This window comes from Acinetobacter sp. AM (assembly GCF_003105055.1).
Classification (GTDB): Bacteria; Pseudomonadota; Gammaproteobacteria; order Pseudomonadales; family Moraxellaceae; genus Acinetobacter; species Acinetobacter tibetensis.
Genome location: NZ_QETG01000024.1, coordinates 44,040 through 61,116 on the forward strand (window position 1 = coordinate 44,040; position 17,077 = coordinate 61,116).

At 41.2% G+C, this 17,077-nt stretch carries 14 protein-coding genes and 2 pseudogenes; 10 read left to right on the forward strand and 6 right to left on the reverse strand.

Annotated features, from left to right (window positions below; genetic code table 11):
• Nucleotides 1–12: 12 nt before the first annotated feature.
• Nucleotides 13–160 (reverse strand): annotated as a pseudogene (locus tag DCO44_RS12885) (HlyD family secretion protein); the annotation flags it as partial.
• A 240-nt stretch (nt 161–400) separates the two neighbouring features.
• Here DCO44_RS12885 and DCO44_RS12890 point away from each other — a divergent pair.
• Nucleotides 401–592, forward strand: a complete 192-nt coding sequence (locus DCO44_RS12890; protein WP_116762527.1) for an NF038215 family lipoprotein — start codon at nt 401–403, stop codon at nt 590–592.
• A 108-nt stretch (nt 593–700) separates the two neighbouring features.
• On the opposite strand, the gene DCO44_RS12895 is transcribed toward DCO44_RS12890, so the two are convergent.
• Nucleotides 701–2,314, reverse strand: a complete 1,614-nt coding sequence (locus DCO44_RS12895; protein ID WP_116762529.1) for an oleate hydratase — start codon at nt 2,312–2,314, stop codon at nt 701–703.
• Nucleotides 2,315–2,777: 463 nt separating this feature from the next.
• Here DCO44_RS12895 and DCO44_RS12900 point away from each other — a divergent pair, with 463 nt between their 5' ends.
• From DCO44_RS12900 to DCO44_RS12915, 4 genes are all read left to right on the forward strand, one after another.
• Nucleotides 2,778–3,359, forward strand: coding sequence for a LysE family translocator (locus DCO44_RS12900; protein WP_171304982.1), 582 nt, complete (start codon nt 2,778–2,780; stop codon nt 3,357–3,359).
• Between the two features lie 98 nt (nt 3,360–3,457).
• A complete protein-coding gene (locus tag DCO44_RS12905; RefSeq protein ID WP_116762533.1) occupies nt 3,458–4,129 on the forward strand; it encodes a CsgG/HfaB family protein in 672 nt (223 codons plus the stop codon).
• 13 nt (nt 4,130–4,142) lie between these two features.
• On the forward strand, nt 4,143–4,520 hold the full coding sequence (locus DCO44_RS12910) for a DUF4810 domain-containing protein (RefSeq protein ID WP_116762535.1): 378 nt from the start codon (nt 4,143–4,145) through the stop codon (nt 4,518–4,520).
• Nucleotides 4,517–5,197, forward strand: a complete 681-nt coding sequence (locus DCO44_RS12915) for a DUF799 domain-containing protein (protein WP_116762537.1) — start codon at nt 4,517–4,519, stop codon at nt 5,195–5,197. The genes DCO44_RS12910 and DCO44_RS12915 overlap by 4 nt, the downstream gene beginning before the upstream one ends.
• A gap of 123 nt (nt 5,198–5,320) precedes the next feature.
• On the opposite strand, the gene DCO44_RS12920 is transcribed toward DCO44_RS12915, so the two are convergent.
• Nucleotides 5,321–6,289, reverse strand: a complete 969-nt coding sequence (locus DCO44_RS12920) for an MBL fold metallo-hydrolase (RefSeq protein ID WP_116762539.1) — start codon at nt 6,287–6,289, stop codon at nt 5,321–5,323.
• Nucleotides 6,290–6,691: 402 nt separating this feature from the next.
• Here DCO44_RS12920 and kdpA point away from each other — a divergent pair, with 402 nt between their 5' ends.
• The 5 genes from kdpA to DCO44_RS12945 are packed head-to-tail and all read left to right on the forward strand — an operon-like array spanning nt 6,692 to nt 14,439.
• Nucleotides 6,692–8,389 (forward strand): potassium-transporting ATPase subunit KdpA, encoded by a 1,698-nt coding sequence (gene kdpA, locus DCO44_RS12925; RefSeq protein WP_116762541.1) that lies wholly within the window; start codon nt 6,692–6,694, stop codon nt 8,387–8,389.
• A gap of 16 nt (nt 8,390–8,405) precedes the next feature.
• Nucleotides 8,406–10,418, forward strand: a complete 2,013-nt coding sequence (gene kdpB / locus DCO44_RS12930) for a potassium-transporting ATPase subunit KdpB (RefSeq protein WP_116762543.1) — start codon at nt 8,406–8,408, stop codon at nt 10,416–10,418.
• A 9-nt stretch (nt 10,419–10,427) separates the two neighbouring features.
• Nucleotides 10,428–11,063, forward strand: a complete 636-nt coding sequence (gene kdpC, locus DCO44_RS12935) for a potassium-transporting ATPase subunit KdpC (RefSeq protein ID WP_116762545.1) — start codon at nt 10,428–10,430, stop codon at nt 11,061–11,063.
• Nucleotides 11,064–11,075: 12 nt separating this feature from the next.
• Nucleotides 11,076–13,724, forward strand: a complete 2,649-nt coding sequence (locus tag DCO44_RS12940; RefSeq protein ID WP_116762547.1) for a sensor histidine kinase — start codon at nt 11,076–11,078, stop codon at nt 13,722–13,724.
• A gap of 10 nt (nt 13,725–13,734) precedes the next feature.
• Nucleotides 13,735–14,439: a response regulator gene (locus DCO44_RS12945; protein ID WP_116762549.1), complete on the forward strand. Its 705-nt coding sequence runs from the start codon at nt 13,735–13,737 to the stop codon at nt 14,437–14,439.
• A gap of 95 nt (nt 14,440–14,534) precedes the next feature.
• On the opposite strand, the gene chrA is transcribed toward DCO44_RS12945, so the two are convergent.
• The 3 genes and pseudogenes from chrA to DCO44_RS12960 all read right to left on the reverse strand — a co-directional run.
• On the reverse strand, nt 14,535–15,887 hold the full coding sequence (chrA, locus tag DCO44_RS12950) for a chromate efflux transporter (protein WP_116762551.1): 1,353 nt from the start codon (nt 15,885–15,887) through the stop codon (nt 14,535–14,537).
• Between the two features lie 2 nt (nt 15,888–15,889).
• Nucleotides 15,890–16,810, reverse strand: coding sequence for a chromate resistance protein ChrB domain-containing protein (locus DCO44_RS12955; protein ID WP_116762553.1), 921 nt, complete (start codon nt 16,808–16,810; stop codon nt 15,890–15,892).
• Nucleotides 16,811–16,950: 140 nt separating this feature from the next.
• Nucleotides 16,951–17,077: pseudogene (locus DCO44_RS12960) on the reverse strand (IS5/IS1182 family transposase); the annotation flags it as partial.

Sequence of the window (17,077 nt, forward strand, 5' to 3'; positions counted from 1 at the left end):
TTCTGCACAAGATTAATGCTGTACAGATTGGGTATCGACCGAACTAATTACGGACATGCCAGGACGTAAGTTTTCAATACCCGTTTGATTTGGATCAATTGCAATACGTACTGCAGCGTTGTACCACTTTGGTAAAGTTGCCCGTATTTTTGGCGGGTTTTATAAGACGCCGCCAAGATAACTTTTTTCAATACATTGGATAAATATTTACATCGAATTTTGGTTGGCTTAAATCATTCATATTATTGTTTTAACTATGAATAATTAATGTTTTTTTAAATAAAGGAAATACGCGCAGAATCATTATATGGATGGATAAAAGTTGTAACAAAGTCAATAGGATTAGAAAAATAAAAGTGCTATGCTGAAAGAACAATAAGAACGAAAAAGAGGGGATGTGATGAACAAAATATCCTTGATACTGATCTGTATTATGGCAGGGTTGCTCACAGCTTGTGATGCAAAGGATGATCTGAATAAACCTCAAACGATGGTTAGAACCATGGTCATTGGGGGTGTGCCTGTGGCTGATCATGATTATAAGTCAATGGCTCGCGATCAAACGCCTCATGTTGATCATTCACAACCTTAGTGTTATCGGTCTTGATGAATTTCACTAAACTTTAGAAGGCAATAGTGATTCAAAACAGATGAAATAAAAAAGAGCATCTGAATGACGCTCTTTTTTTAATTCAGGTCATTAGTGGAAAACTGCTTCTAAAGCCTTTAATCCAACTTTAGGATCGAGTAAACCATTATAAATCTCTGGGATTTCACGTTCGACCCCAAAGAATTTATAAATGGCTAGCATTGCCCCACGAACTGAATATTCGACGGTAAAGACCACATCATCTTCAATTTCTACAAATTGCCCTAAGAATGCAAAATTCTGTGATCCTTTTGGAATCACGAAAGGACGATCCCCAGGTTTACGGCAGGCAAATAGGGCAGAGGCATATGGCATCATGACCGTTGTGACATTAGTGGTTGCCAAAACATGATCCAAAATGTCGTCAAAACCTAACTGTTTGATCAGCTCCGTTAAAATTTCTTGACCAGTGGCTTCGGACATGGGTTTTTTGATGTAATCGCCAATATGATCTATTTGGAAACCGTAACCCCAGAGGGTAAAACTACCTTGTGGTAAATTGGCAAAGTGGGGCTGTGCGGGAACCACAATCGACAAATGCCAACCTGACTCAAACCATGTCATTAATGCACCTGTGCCGGGTTCGTTGCCTGTATAGTCAACAATCCGTTTTAGTAGCACATCATCTTTCATGGTCAGCGTGAAAGACTCCCATTTGTGTTCATCGACATTGCCATAGAAGCTCATAGGTCGGCCAAAATCAGGTGCTTTTTTGGAAAGTGTTTCCCATAAACGCCAGCCATGATCTTGGCGATCTCGAATTAATGCAGGAATATCATCGTTACTGCCATAACGTGAGTCGGCAGTGATTGAACCTAAGGTAAAAATGGCAAGATCATGCTGCTGTAGTTCTATTTCTTCTTTACCTTCAGGTAATTTGACATAAAGTTTGGTCGCACGACGCTCTTGTGTGGTTTCATCCGTACTAAAATCTGCATCGGTGACATAGTTTCCAAAGCGCACATCAACGCCTTGTTCAACTAACCAACGCTGTAAAGGCAGAATCATCGAATCATATTGATTATATTTGGTTCTTTTTACGCCAGCCAAAGTATGAATGCGAGGCAGTTCTTGAATAAAGCGTAAGAAGTAACGTCTTAATTCAGCCGCACTATGCCATTTTTGAAACGCAAAAGTCGTTCGCCACATGCGCCAAAAATTACTTTGGAAAAAAGAGTCATCAAAAAACTCATCAATACGGCGGCTGCCAATGCGCTCTTCTTTTGATGCTAATAAGCGTAACATTTGTGCGCGATGTAAATTGCTTAAACCTAATTTTTCCGCATCCAAAATATTGTGCTTGGCATCAATTAATCGTGCATTGGCGTGGGTTTTCACTTTCTCATTAAACTCACGACATTCTTCCCGTACGGAAATGTCAGGGTTTTCTAAGGAAGGAATGGTCGAAAATAAATCCCATAAACATAAATAGGTTTCATCAGTCAGCATCCGTCCACCGCGTGTAACCCATGCATGTGCAGCTTCAGGAGTTTGACCACCATCCATCGAGCCACCCGTAATATTTAATTCTTCTAGAATATGAATGTTTTGTGCAGGGACTTGTGCATCACGAATGGCAAAGGCTGCTGCCGCCATACCTGCAATGCCACCCCCAACGATCCAGAGATGTGTTTGTTTGGCGTCGAATGTTTTTTTATTCGGCATGATGAACCCTCTTGTGTCATTTTTATCAGAAAGTAAAATAAAACCATATTTTTAGTATGTGATTGTTGGTGTAAAAATACTAGGAAATAAATGTGAAAATTTAATGTGAAATTTTGATTAAAAAAATGATTTTATGGAGAAAAAAGTAATTAGATTAAAATGTAAAATTCCTGTGTTATAATTTTAAGTATATGATAATAAATATTATATTGAATAATTACTCTAATTAAGTTCATTGTTTTGACATTAATAAATACTTTATATGTGTATTTTAATAGCAACACTTAAGGGAACAGAGTCGATTGGGATAATACGATTTAAAGCATTTTTTATTGCGCTAAACACATTTTTTGATAGGTTTTGGTGCAAATTTTGTCTAAAATGACGCACCCATTTTTATCCCAATGCATCGAGGTGCGCTTTGGAATCGCTCATTATATTAGGTTCAATTACCTTAGCTTTAATGTTAGGCGCAATTAGCCCCGGGCCAACCTTTATTTATGTGGCGAAAAACTCAATTGCGATTTCGCGTAAACATGGTTTGTTTACCGCATTGGGTACAGGAACAGGCGCCGCGTTGTTCGGTTTATTGGCAGTAATGGGTTTACAAGCCATTCTATTGGCAGTGCCTTCGGCGTATCTCGCTTTAAAAATCTGTGGTGGTATCTATTTACTTTGGCTGGCATTTAAAATTATTAAGCATGCTAAGGAGCCCATGGAAACCACGAATGGTGCAGCAGCTCCAATGAGCTATAAACAAGCGTACCGATTGGGTTTAATTACACAAATGAGTAACCCAAAAATTGCGATTGTGTTGGCCAGTATTTTCACGGCTTTATTGCCAAAAGATATTCCTACCTATTTTTATGTGGTATTACCGATGCTGTGTTTCTTTATTGATGCAGGTTGGTATTCATTGGTGGCAGTTGCCTTATCGGCAGAAGGTCCACGTAAAGTCTATTTAAAATCGAAAGCGATTTTTGACCGTGTAGCGGGTGGGGTCATGACCTTACTTGGGTTAAAACTGATTTTTGGAATGAAGTAATACCTTTATAGAACAACAATATTTAATTTTGTATATGTAACCAGAATGTAACTTGTTATAATTCCACTGATTTTTAATAAATATCAGTGGGATAACTCTTGAAGAAAATTATTTTTACAGCAGTATTTAGCGCTTTAACATTATCTGCCTGTTCAACAACAGAAACCTCAAAAACAATTCAAGCACCACAAGTGACAGCGGCAGTGGCGACAGTCAAATATACGGGAACTAAAACCCCTGTTTCTGTAGGGAAATTTGACAATCGCTCGAGCTACATGCGGGGCATTTTTTCAGACAATGTTGACCGTTTAGGTGGTCAAGCGAAAACCATTTTAGAAACGCATTTACAGCAATCAGGCTATTTCTCTGTCCTAAACCGCGACAACCTTACTGAATTACAACAAGAAGCTGGCTTCACCAAATCTTCTCAAGCCATTAAGGGCGCACGCTATGTATTAACAGGTGACGTGTCTGAATTTGGTCGTAAAGAAGTCGGCGATCATCAGCTTTTTGGCATATTGGGGCGTGGTAAAACTCAAATTGCTTATGCCAAAGTGAACTTAAATATTGTGGATGTGAAAACAGCAGAAATTGTCCACTCTGTGCAAGGTGCAGGTGAGTATGCACTGAGCGAGCGTGAAATTTTAGGTTTTGGTTCTACCGCGTCATACGATTCAACTTTGAACGGTAAAGTATTAGATTTGGCTGTGCGTGAAGCGGTCAATAATTTGGTGTTGGATATTCAAACCAATAAGTGGTCTGCGCAGTAATTGGTTTGAATCAATGAAAAAAATCATATTAGTTTTAGGTGCAATCTGCACTATGACTTTGGTGGGCTGTGTTTCAGCGCCAAAATCACTCTACAGTTGGGGCGAATACCCGCAGCAAACCTATTTGATGTTGAGTCTGCCGGAAAAGACGTCTCCACAAGAACAGATTGGTAAACTCGAAAAAGATATTGAAAAAGCCAAAGCTAAAAATGCAGCAGTGCCTCCAGGCTTGTATGCGCATTTGGGTTTATTGAACCTAAATATCAATAATGGGCCACGTGCTGTTCAGTATTTTGAGCTTGAACGCCAAACCTACCCAGAGTCGGCAGTATTAATGGATCGTCTTTTGAAAAAAATGACCGCTCAATCTACTGTTGGGGGGGCAAAGTGAAAAATTTTAAAAAACTATGCGTACTTGGGCTTGCAGCGACCTTGCTTACGGGGTGTGTTACGGCACCAAAAAGTAAACGTGATTTATCTGTATATCATGCCAATATGCCAAAATCTATTTTGGTATTGCCGCCTGTAAATGAGTCACCCGACACACGGGCAACCTATGGATATTGGTCTACTGTAACTTTACCTGTGGCAGAAGCAGGTTATTACGTGTTTCCCATTTCTGTGGTGGATACGCTATTTAAAGAAAATGGTGTAACCAACGGCTATGATGCGCAGCAAATTCCAATTCAAAAACTTAATGAAATCTTTGGAGCGGATGCTGCACTGTATATCAAAGTCAAAGAATATGGTTCTAAGTATCAGGTGATTCAATCTGTTTCGACCGTCGCGGTCGAGGCGAAATTGGTGGATTTAAAAACTGGGGCATTATTATGGGAAGGTCAGGAAAAAATCCAACAAGCCAATAATAATAGCAACGCGGGGTTGGTGGGGATGTTGGTTGGTGCTTTGATTGACCAAATTTCAAATCACCTATCGGACAAAGCCTATGTGCTTTCTAACAGTGTGAGTACGCAGTTATATGCTCCGCAGTTGGTACAGCAGAAAGGTTTATTATATGGGCCGCGTTCTCCGAATTTCGTACAAAATTCGATGAGCTCACAGCAGTAAAAAATAATCCCCTCTCATGAGGGGATTTTTATGATTCAACCTGCTTATAGGGGGATGATTTTTCATCCTCAGCCCTTTTGGAATAGGGTTATTTATCCCAAAGGGAGAAGGCTTATTTAAGAATTAATCTTTAAAATGCACAGGAATCCACTGATAACTTTTCCCATCTGCCGAATAGATATGTCCAATGCCGGGGAATGGGAGGTGTGGTGCTGCAATGGTTTGCCCGCCTTTTGCATATTCCGCAAATTGTTTTAGGCGTGTTTGCACCGCTTTTTTCGGGTCGATATCATAATCAATGGCGGTTGTAGGTTTATCAAATTGCACGGTATGCGAGTGTACAATGTCACCAATAAATACCACCGTTTCATCTTTGGTTTTCAGCGCATAGCTAAAATGTCCCGGTGTATGCCCCGCGGTATTCATTACTTTAAAGCCTTGAATTTCATCGCCCAATGTGTAGGTTTTGAAGCGTTGTTTGGCTTGATAAGGGGCTATGGCTTGCTTAATTTTTTCCACAGTGCCGACATAGCCAGCTTGTTTATCTGTAGGAATTTGGTCGACTTGTTTCGGGTTTAGCCAATAGTTGGCTTCATCATTCGATACATACACTGTGGCATTTGGGAAGCTGGCAACACTATTTTTGCTGATCCCACACACATGGTCTGGGTGTAAATGCGTAAGTAAAATGGTATCGACTTGTTCTGGTTTATAGCCAGAAGCCTTTAAGTTGTTTAAAACTGAACCCAAATGTGCGCCAAAACAGCTCGCAGCGCCGCTATCCACCAAAACCAGTGAATGACCCGTATTGACCAAAAAGGCATTGATAGAGGTTTGTACGCCTTTGGCTTGGTCGGCAGCGTATTTCTTTAAAATTTCATGCACTTCTTTTTCTGGAGTGTTTTGAAATAGCTTCGGCGACATGAAATTGGTGCCATCGAGCAGAGCCGTGATTTGCACATCACCCGCTTGGTATTGGTAATAGCCTGAAACTTGTTTTTGCTGTTGAATTGGTGTGGGAGGTGAAGTGGCAAATGCAGCGTGGCTAATCAAACTCGTGCAGATGAAAGTCGCAGCAATATATTTATTCATTGGGATTCATATATAAAATTATAAAGTGTTTTATTTTTAACATGTAAATGATTCCGCAGCAATTTTTGGGCTCTGTTTTAGACATTAGCTTTTCAAATTTAAAGAAATAAAGGCGGATGTTTTATTTTGCTTTGCTATTAAGGGATAAAGCTCAATGTATATTCACATCAAATTAGTACGCATTTACAACGGAATAGGACGTGCTGGCTTATGCCAAATTTAAGTTTTATCTATGTAGGCTACTGAAGATTTTTAGGTTTTCTTTTTTAAGTCAATTTTTTATCTGTGATCTGAATCATTTAAAAATTTACGCGAAATTTACACATCTGACTTTTTTCAATATAGAGAATTTACTCCCTCAATTTCCATACTAATGCTGACCTATTTTAAATGGCATTTGCTATGTGGGAATTTATTACTGTATTTGTCTTTTCATTGTTGCTAGCTTACCCGCTTGGCGCTTATCTTGCGGATGTGATGCAAGGCAAGCCAATGAAAAGTGACCATTTTTTTAAATGGATTGAGCAACCGATTTATGCTGTGCTCGGTGTCAAGCGCAGTGGGATGAACTGGCGACAATATTTGGGTGCTTTTGTTCTGAGCAATATTTTATTGCTGGGGGCGAGTGTCACTATTTTAATGACACAGGCATGGCTACCATTAAATCCTGATCATATTCCCAATATGAATTGGGACTTGGCTTTACATACTACGATTTCATTCCTGACCAATACCAACCAACAGCATTATTCGGGGCAAGCACAACTGTCATATCTATCGCAAATGACGGTGATTGTGGGATTGCAATATTTATCGCCAATTATGGGACTTGCCTTATTGGTCGCCATGTTAAGAGCATTATTTTTACAATCTGCTCAACAACAAGACCTAGAGCAAAACAAATGGAATCGCATTAATCTGGGCAATTATTGGATGGATATCATCCGCCCCTTATTTCGATTCTTCATTCCGCTTGGTTTTGTTTTTTCTTTGCTGCTCACTTTTCAAGGTGTTCCATCAACGCTGTCTGCGGGCCCAACAGCGCAAGTTTTAGATCAAAGTACAGAAGTCAAAACCCAACATATTCCATTGGGTCCTGTTGCACCGATGGTCGCGATTAAACAACTCGGCAGTAATGGTGGTGGCTGGTATGGACCAAACAGTACTGTGCCTTTAGAAAATCCAACACCATTGTCCAATGTGATTGAAATGATTGCGATTTTACTGATTCCACTTTCTGCGGTGTTTATGGTTGGACGCTTTATTCAACGTAAAAAACTGATGTGGATGATTTTTGGCAGCATGTTGTTGATGTCGCTGTCTTCAACGCTATTGACCCTGTGGACAGAAAAATCCTCATTAATTCCAAATATGGCATTGATGGAAGGCAAGGAAATCCGCTTTGGTGCTGAGGCATCCGCACTGTGGGGAAGCTTGACTACACAAGTCAATAACGGCTCTGTGAATATGATGCATGATTCGGCTTCACCACTGACGGGATTGGTTGAACTGTGCAATATGCTGATCAATGCCATTTGGGGGGGGATTGGTTGTGGTCTATTACAGTTCTTTATTTACCTATTTCTTGCCGTATTTATCGCAGGTTTGATGACAGGGCGTACCCCTGAATTATTTGGGCGAAAAGTTGAAGTCACTGAAATTAAGTTATTGGCACTGGTCATTCTCTTACAACCTGTGGTGATTCTTGGTTTGACGGCCATCGCCATTGCAGTCCCATCAATGACAGGGAGTTCCAATCCAGCATTTCACGGCATTAGCCAAGTGTTTTATGAGTATGTTTCTGCTTATGCCAATAATGGTTCAGGTTTTGAAGGTTTAGGTGATAACACGCTTTGGTGGAACCTCAGTGCCAGTGTGGCTTTATTGGCAGGGCGTTATAGCGTGTTGATCATTCCAGTTTTAATTGCAGTCAGTTTGGCAACCAAACCGCAAGCAGTCGAAAGCAAAGGTTCTTTACAGATTGAATCTCCAACCTTTGCGTTGACCCTAATTGGGATCGTATTGATTCTGACCTTGTTGCAATTCATGCCAGTGTTGGTGATTGGACCAATTGCTGACTATTTATCGATAAAAGTTTAAGCGTGGAGCAAGCACAATGAAACATTCAAATGCGACACAACAGATGGATATCTTGAATAAAGAAATTATTCAGCAAACTTTCCATAAATTGCTGCCTCAACACGCGTTTAAAAACCCAGTGATGGCATGTGTGTGGGTGGGAACAGTTTTAACCCTTGTTGCCACTTTGATGGGAAATACCAGCTTAGGTTTTGGCTTAGTCCTAAGCTTGATTTTATTGGTTACGGTTTTATTCGCCAACTATGCAGAAGCGGTTGCAGAAGCCAAAGGTCGAGGACAAGCCGCATCATTACGTCAGGCGCGTGAAAATTTAACTGCAAATCGTATCCTCGATTTAAATGCTGTACCGACAGTGATTTCTGCAAATTTACTGAAGAAGGATGATTTAGTCATCGTCAAAGCAGGTGAAATTGTTCCTGCCGATGGTGAGATTATTCAGGGTTTTGCGACTATCAATGAATCAGCGGTTACAGGTGAATCTGCGCCCGTACTGCGTGAAGCCAATACCGACCGTTCAGGTGTGATTGGCGGAACTAAGGTTTTGTCCGATGAAATTATTATTCGAGTCAGTAATGAAGCAGGGCATAGCTTCTTAGACCGTATGATTGCCTTGGTGGAAGGTGCCAATCGCCAAAAGACACCGAATGAGATCGCACTCAGTATCTTACTGAATATTATGACCATCACTTTTATTGTGGTGGTGCTGACTTTACCTGTTATTGGTTCAATGGTTGGAATCAAAATCAGTATGGTTTTGCTGATTGCACTGTTGGTGTGTTTAATTCCAACCACGATTGGTGGCTTGCTGCCTGCAATCGGTATCGCAGGGATGAACCGTGCTTTAAAAGCCAATGTCTTAGCAAAATCAGGTAAAGCCGTTGAAGTTGCAGGTGATATTGATGTGTTGCTCTTGGATAAAACAGGTACGATCACCTATGGAGATCGCCAAGCCACTGCTTTTTATCCATTGGCAGGTGTGACACCAAGTGAGTTACGCCAAGCAGCAATGCTGACTTCTTTTGCCGATCCAACGCCTGAAGGGAAGTCGGTCATCAGCCTTGGGAAAGAATTAGGTGAGAGCATCCAAGAGCCGAAAGATGCTGAGTTCATTCAATTTAGTGCCTCAACTCGTCTTTCAGGAGTAGATCTAGCAACTGGACAAACGATTCGTAAAGGTGCTGTCGATGCCATTCTTAACTTTACCCATCAAAATATTCAAGACAACTTAGAGCTTAAAACTCGTGTCGAACAAGTGGCTTCTAAAGGTGCAACACCATTGGTGGTGGCTTCGAATCACAGTATTTTAGGGGTGATTGAACTTTCGGATGTGATTAAACAAGGCATTAAAGAACGCTTTGCGCTGCTACGTGAGATGGGCATCAAAACCATTATGGTCACGGGAGACAATCCATTGACTGCGGCTGCGATTGCGGCCGAAGCAGGGGTGGATGACTATATTGCGGAAGCGAGACCTGAGGACAAATTGGCGTGTATTCGTAACGAACAAGCAGCAGGGAAATTGGTCGCAATGGTCGGTGATGGCACCAACGATGCTCCCGCCTTGGCGCAGGCAGATATTGGTTTAGCCATGAATTCTGGTACGCAAGCAGCCAAAGAAGCTGGCAATATGGTGGATTTGGATTCTGATCCAACCAAATTGCTGGATGTGGTGGAAATTGGCAAGCAGCAACTGATTACTCGTGGCGCATTAACCACTTTTTCTTTGGCAAATGACGTATCTAAGTACTTTGTGATTTTACCTGCATTATTCGCCGTTGCGATTCCTGAGCTTGGCGTTTTGAATATTTTGCAACTCAGTAGCCCAAGTAGCGCAGTGATTTCCGCTTTGATTTTTAATGCCTTGATTATTCCAATGCTGATTCCATTGGCACTCAAAGGTGTTCAATTTAAACCTGCCAGTGCGCTGCAATTGTTACGCCGTAATATGTTGATCTATGGGGTAGGTGGGGTCGTTTTTCCATTTATTGTGATCAAGCTCATTGACCTTGTTGTGTCCTTGTGGATTTAGGAGTTGGAAATGAATATTTTATTGAAGCATGAGCAATTGAATCAACAGAATCTCCAATTATCGAATCCTGTTCATTCAGTTTTACGTCCAAGCCTCGGTTTGGTTGCGGTTGGTTTCTTGATTGCAGGCATGTTGTACGCTACAGCAAGTGTCTCCATTGCACAGTTGATCTTTCCCAAACAGGCCAATGGCAGTGTCATTGAACTCAATGGTAAAGTGATGGGGTCAAGTTTGGTCGGACAAAACTTTGTTAGTGAACAATATTTCCATGGGCGACCGAGTGCGGTAAGTTACAGTGTCGATGGCATGGCAGGCAGTAATTTGGCAATCTCTAATCCTGATTTGCAAAAACAAATTAAAGAGAGAACGATACAATTTGCCCAAAATAATCAGATTACTAAGCAACAAGTGCCGAACGAGATGGTGACTGCGTCGGGCAGTGGGATTGATCCTGATATTTCACCTGAAAGTGCATTGTTGCAGGTGAAACGTGTGGCACAGCAACGTCATTTGCCTGAGCAACACATTCGTGATTTGGTACAACAACAAATTCAGCCTGCACAGTTCGGCGTATATGGGCAAGCGCGAGTGAATGTGTTGCAGTTAAATTTAGCCTTAGATCAATTGTCATCTACACCTCGTTAATAGAGCGCACTTATGCAGATTGACCGTAATAACAAAGCAGATGCATGGTTGGCACATAGCCAACGTGAACAATCTGGACGTTTGACTATTTTCTTGGGTGCAGCACCCGGGGTTGGGAAAACCTATGCCATGCTGACCCGAGCGCATGAATTGATGCAACAAGGGCAGCATGTGGTAGTTGGGGTCGTAGAAACCCACGGTCGATCTGATACCGAACGTTTGATTCAAGGGCTGAATGTTATTCCAAGAAAGTCTGTGGAATATCAAGGGCGAATGTTGGAAGAGATGGATCTCGACCAAATTCTTAAATTAAAGCCTCAAATTGTGCTTGTTGATGAACTTGCACATCGGAATGTACCCAACAGCCGACATGAATATCGTTGGCAAGATGTCAATGAGTTGTTGGATGCAGGCATTGATGTCTATAGCACCTTAAATATTCAGCATTTGGAAAGCCTCAATGATGTGGTTTTTCAAATTACGGGGATTCGGGTAACTGAAACTGTCCCCGATGCACTACTTAAACGTTTGAAAGATATTCGACTGGTTGATTTACCTGTTCCCGAATTATTAGAACGGATGAATCATGGCAAGATTTATTTCGCTGATGTTGCACCCCATGCATTACAAGGTTTTTTTAAAGCTGCGAATTTGACAGCGTTACGTGATCTGGCAATTCAAACTGTTGCAGGGCAGGTCGATATTGATTATCGAGAAAAATTTGTTGCGCAAGGGCAGATTATCCCGATTCAAAATCACGTCCTGTTGGCGATAGATGGTTCTGAATTCTCTGAAGATTTGGTGCGCCGTGCACATCGGATTGCGGAAAGACGCAATGCAACGTGGAGCGTCATTTCGATTCAAAAAAGTAAAGCCGAAACGACGCAAATTTTTACGGTGACGAAGGCTTTTAACCTAGCGCGTAAGCTCGGTGCAGACACCTATTTACTGTATAGCAATCATATTGCATCGACCATTTTACAGGCAGCTTATGATTATGGTGCATCCAATATTTTACTTGGCAAAAGCCCTCAAAAATCGCTATGGCAGCGCCTATTTTCAGATCATATTGCTGACCAACTTTTAGAGAAACAGCACCCTTTTGAAATCACCTTTGTTCAGCCTTTAAAAGCCAAAAATAATGAAAAGCGTTTGCAGAAAGATGTGGCTTATTCATCTTGGCGAGAACAGGGTTTGGCATTTAATTCACGAGAAGTAGTCGAAAGTATTATCATTGTGTTGCTAGGGCTGATTGTGGCGGCAATCAGTGATCATTTTATTGGGTATAGCGACTTAGCTTTGATTTTTATTGTGACTGTATTATTGGTTGCGATACGTGCCCGCATGTTGATTACAATTATCAGCGTATTCATCTGTTTTTTACTCTACAACTACTTTTTTATCGAACCTCGATTTACCTTTATGATCAGTGCTGAACGCGGCGTGATTACCATTATCACGTTCATTATTTCAGCCTTACTGGTCGGGCGTTTAGCCAATCAATTACGTGCTCAGGTACTCAGCCTACGTGCTGCAAATTCAGTGTCGTTACAGTTGCAAGAATTAGAAAGAAAGCTATCGACCTGTGTGGATATTGAACAGGTATTAACCGTCGCCAAACAACATTTGGAAACTTCATTAAATGCGACGGTCTGGTTAAAAGTTGAAAATCAGTCTTTAGGTGATGTCTCTGCTTTAAATGAAAAAGATCAAATTGCCGCAGATTGGACGCAGAAGAATGCGAAACCCTGTGGACGTTTTACCAATACGTTGACCAATTCTGATTGGTGGTTTATTCCGTTAAATTTGGTGAAAGAATATGGCGTGATTGCAATTCGCTTTAATCAAAACGCTCAAACCATCAGTTTTGAATTGCAACGTTTAACTGAGTTGATGATTGAAGACATTGCGCAAACTGTTGCTCGGGTTCAGCTCTCTTTACAGTTAGAAAATTCTAGAGTAGTGGCTGAAACGGAAAAGCTACGTTCAGCTTTACTTTCTTCGGTATCGCATGATTTACGTTCACCCTTAGCCGCGATGATTGGTTCAGCAGATACGCTCAAATATTATGGTGAACAGATGCCTGAAAGCGATCGCCATGAATTATTAGACACCATTCATATCGAGGGCGAACGATTGGATCGTTATATTCAAAACCTGTTGGACATGACGCGATTAGGTCATCAAGGGTTGACTTTGAGTCGTGCTTGGATTGGTGTGGATGAACTGATTGGCTCGGCAACGCAACGACTGAAACGCTATCAGCCTGAGGTGAAAATCGAAGTTGCTTTGGCGGAAGAACTTCCGCAATTGTATGTGCATCCTGCTTTGATTGAGCAAGCCATTTTTAATGTCTTAGAAAATGCTGCCAAGTTCTCACCAGAGAATGTTCCGATTGAAATAAAGATTCAGCAAGAGGAACAATGTCTGCAAATTGATATTATGGATCAAGGGATTGGCATTCCTGAAGATGAACGTGAACAAATTTTTGATATGTTCTATACCATGCAGCGTGGTGATCGCGGCAAAACGGGGACAGGTTTAGGGCTGGCGATTGTCAAAGCCATTATTGGCGCACATATGGGCAGTATCGAAGCTTTTGGCGGAACAGATGGTCAAGGCACCTTAATTCGCATACGATTACCGTTATATCAGGACTAAAAACATTTTTATGCCGCAAACAATTCATTCGAATGCATCAATTCTGATTATTGATGATGAGCCTCAAATCCGAAAATTTTTGGACATTGCCTTACGTGCACAAGGCTATCAGGTGCATGTCGCTGAAAATGGCATGCAAGGCTTAGAGACTTTGGCAACCCGTGGTGCAGATTTACTGATTTTAGATTTGGGCTTACCTGATATGGAGGGACAGCAGGTATTGACCGAGATGAGACTCTGGTCGGACATTCCTGTGATTGTGTTATCCGCACGTCCTGATGAAAATCAAAAAATTAAATTGTTAGATGCAGGTGCAAACGATTATGTGACCAAACCGTTTAGCATTCAGGAATTATGTGCGCGTATTCGGGTGATGTTTCGTAATAAACCACAGCAATCTGGACTGAACATTGTCTTTGATGATGGTCAATTATCCGTCGATGTGGCTGAGCATGTCGTGAAATTAGCCCATGAAGAAATTATTCTGACCAAAAAAGAATTTCAATTGTTAGCACTGCTGATTCGTCATCAAGGTAAGATCGTGACTCAAAAACAAATCATGACGGAGTTATGGGGCATCACGCATGAAGAAGATACCCATTATCTTCGAATCCTGCTGAAAAAACTCCGAACTAAAATCGGAGACTCAGCGATGAACCCAAAGTATATTTTTACTATTGCAGGGGTCGGGTTGCGTTTTTTGGGTGAATCCTAACGATCAACTTCAAGAGAACACAAGGGACTTAAAAATAGTGTGGGATTGATTCAATCACATCCCACAAAAGAAGGCCTTCATTCAATTGATATACATTAAAGGAAGCTAAAACAAACTAAGCCAATTAACGCTGAAGCAGCAAGGACATACATCACTTTCAACTCAAAATAGAACAGTCCAATCAGGGCTGCAACTGCGATTGAAGCAGCAACGATATCAAAAGAGCCACTAAATCCTGTTGGCCAGAGCACGTGATAACTAAAAAATAGTGCAAGATTCAGAATCACGCCGACAACCGCTGCTGTAATGGCGGTTAGGGGTGCCGTAAATTTGAGCTCATTATGTGTTGACTCAATAATCGGTGCGCCAGCGAGGATAAAAATAAAGGAAAATAGGAAGGTAAACCAAGTCACGATTGTTGCTCCAATCGCACCTGCCAAGAATAGATGATCGGGACCTAAGAGGGCTTGGTTAAATGCACCCAAAAAACCAACGAATGCAACCACCATAATTAAAGGGCCGGGCGTACTTTCACCTAGTGCCAAGCCATCGATCATTTGAGTTGGGCTTAACCAGCCATAATAGTTAACTGCACCTTGATAAACATAAGGTAATACCGCATAGGCACCGCCAAAGGTGAGCAGGGCTGCTTTAGTAAAGAACCAAGCCATTTGAGTATAGGCATGATTCCATCCAAGCGTTAAGCTTAGACTCAGGATAGGAACAAACCACAGTAGCCCTCCCATCAGTAAAATACTGCCCAGCCGTTTCCAGCTAAATATGGCATGTTCGGGCGTAGGCGTATCATCATCAATGAATGCACGCCCATAATCTTTTTTACTCTGCTGATGCGTGTTTCCACTAGAAAATAGGATTGGATACTTTTTACTGGTCAGATATCCAATGATCGCAGCAGAGAAAACGATTAAAGGGAAGGGTAAATTAAAGAAAAAAATCGCAATAAATGAAAGCGCTGCAATCAACCATAAGAATTTATTCTTGAGTGATCGACTCCCAATTCGATGTGTTGCATGAAAAACAATGGCAACAACGGTGGGTTTGATACCGTAAAACAGTCCAGCAATAATAGGGACATCACCAAATTTGACATAGACCCATGAAAGGCCAATTAAAATAAAGAGCGATGGTAGTACAAAAAGAATGCCTGCAACTAAACCCCCAGCGGTTCTATGCATTAACCAACCAATATAAGTCGCTAACTGTTGTGCTTCAGGGCCTGGTAAGAGCATGCAATAGTTCAGTGCATGTAAAAAACGTTTCTCGGAAATCCAGCGTTTTTGTTCGACCAGTTCTTGGTGCATGACCGAGATTTGACCAGCGGGACCACCAAAACTAATAAAGCCTAATTTAAGCCAAAACAGAAAGGCTTGCCAAAATGAAATAGCATGTATTTCTGCTTCGGGGGATGTAATCCGTTCTTGTTCCATGATTATTCTCTGGATAGGTTGGCATAGAGGCCATCGAAAATATGATTGGATAATGCAAATAATTGCTCATCATTGTTGATTTGGCTTCGAAGACCTTGCATGACTTTTTCAATCCCTATTGCTTCGGGAGGTTCAATTCCACCCACATCAAGGTAATGCACAATTTCAGCGATTTTTTTGAGTGCTGGTGTTTCTAAATTAAAACTATGTAAAAGAACTTCAAAAGTGACCCAGTGATTGACGTGGCTGAACCTCGCACCATCAAAATCGAAACCTAAGGCTTCTTCGGGGCAATCGGCAGGGGTTTCTAACCAGATAAAGGTAGGTGTGGCATCGATAAAAGTCTTAATCAGCCATGAAGAGGCTAGCCGATCTATCCAAGGTCTTTTTCGAGTTGCCCAAATTTGGTTTTGATAATCTGTTGTATCTAAAAGTTGAATATGAGTTTGTATTGCTTGGGGTTCATTAACTTCACCGAGTCGAGCAATAGAGCGTTCCAATAATGAAAGTTCGTTTAGCACTTGTGCTTGAGTTTCGTCAGGGTAATAGTCAATTTCTACAAGTGCATCGATACTTTTTCGGAGTTTACGAACTTGCTTGAGTAGCTCTTTCTTTTGATGTTGAGTCAGGTGGTCTCGTAATGTTCTAAGTTGTTTATAAAGAGCATCGTATTCTTCTTTTCGACTGAAAATACTCGAAAGATCAAGATTTGAAGCGGACTCCGCGTGAAATACATAGGCAGTTCCTTGCTCAGAAATAACATCATGAGCAATAGCATCAAATTTTTCGCGATGAGCAATTGGGAGTACATAGACCCCATCCCGAAGGGTTGCAGCGCCACTTGCCTTAAGAGATCGCCATACCCTCATACGAGTGGTCGTATTCTGTGTTGGAAGTGAAGAGATGAGTAAAGATATTTTCATGTTATATACTCAACATATTTTGTTAAGTGTATTTTATTTTTATAATCGGTAGGTCATATTTTCTGCAAAGAATGTATCCAAAATAGATATGAACCTAATCGTTAACAAAACTTATTTCTGATTTGTTTTAGGGCGTGTCCTTATTTGGCTTTACACCAAATGAACATACAAGCAATGTAAATCATAGACTGATAATTTCGTGCCAGCTTATCAAATCGGGTTGCAATCGCTCGAAAATGTTTTAACCTCGCAAAGGCATTTTCAACT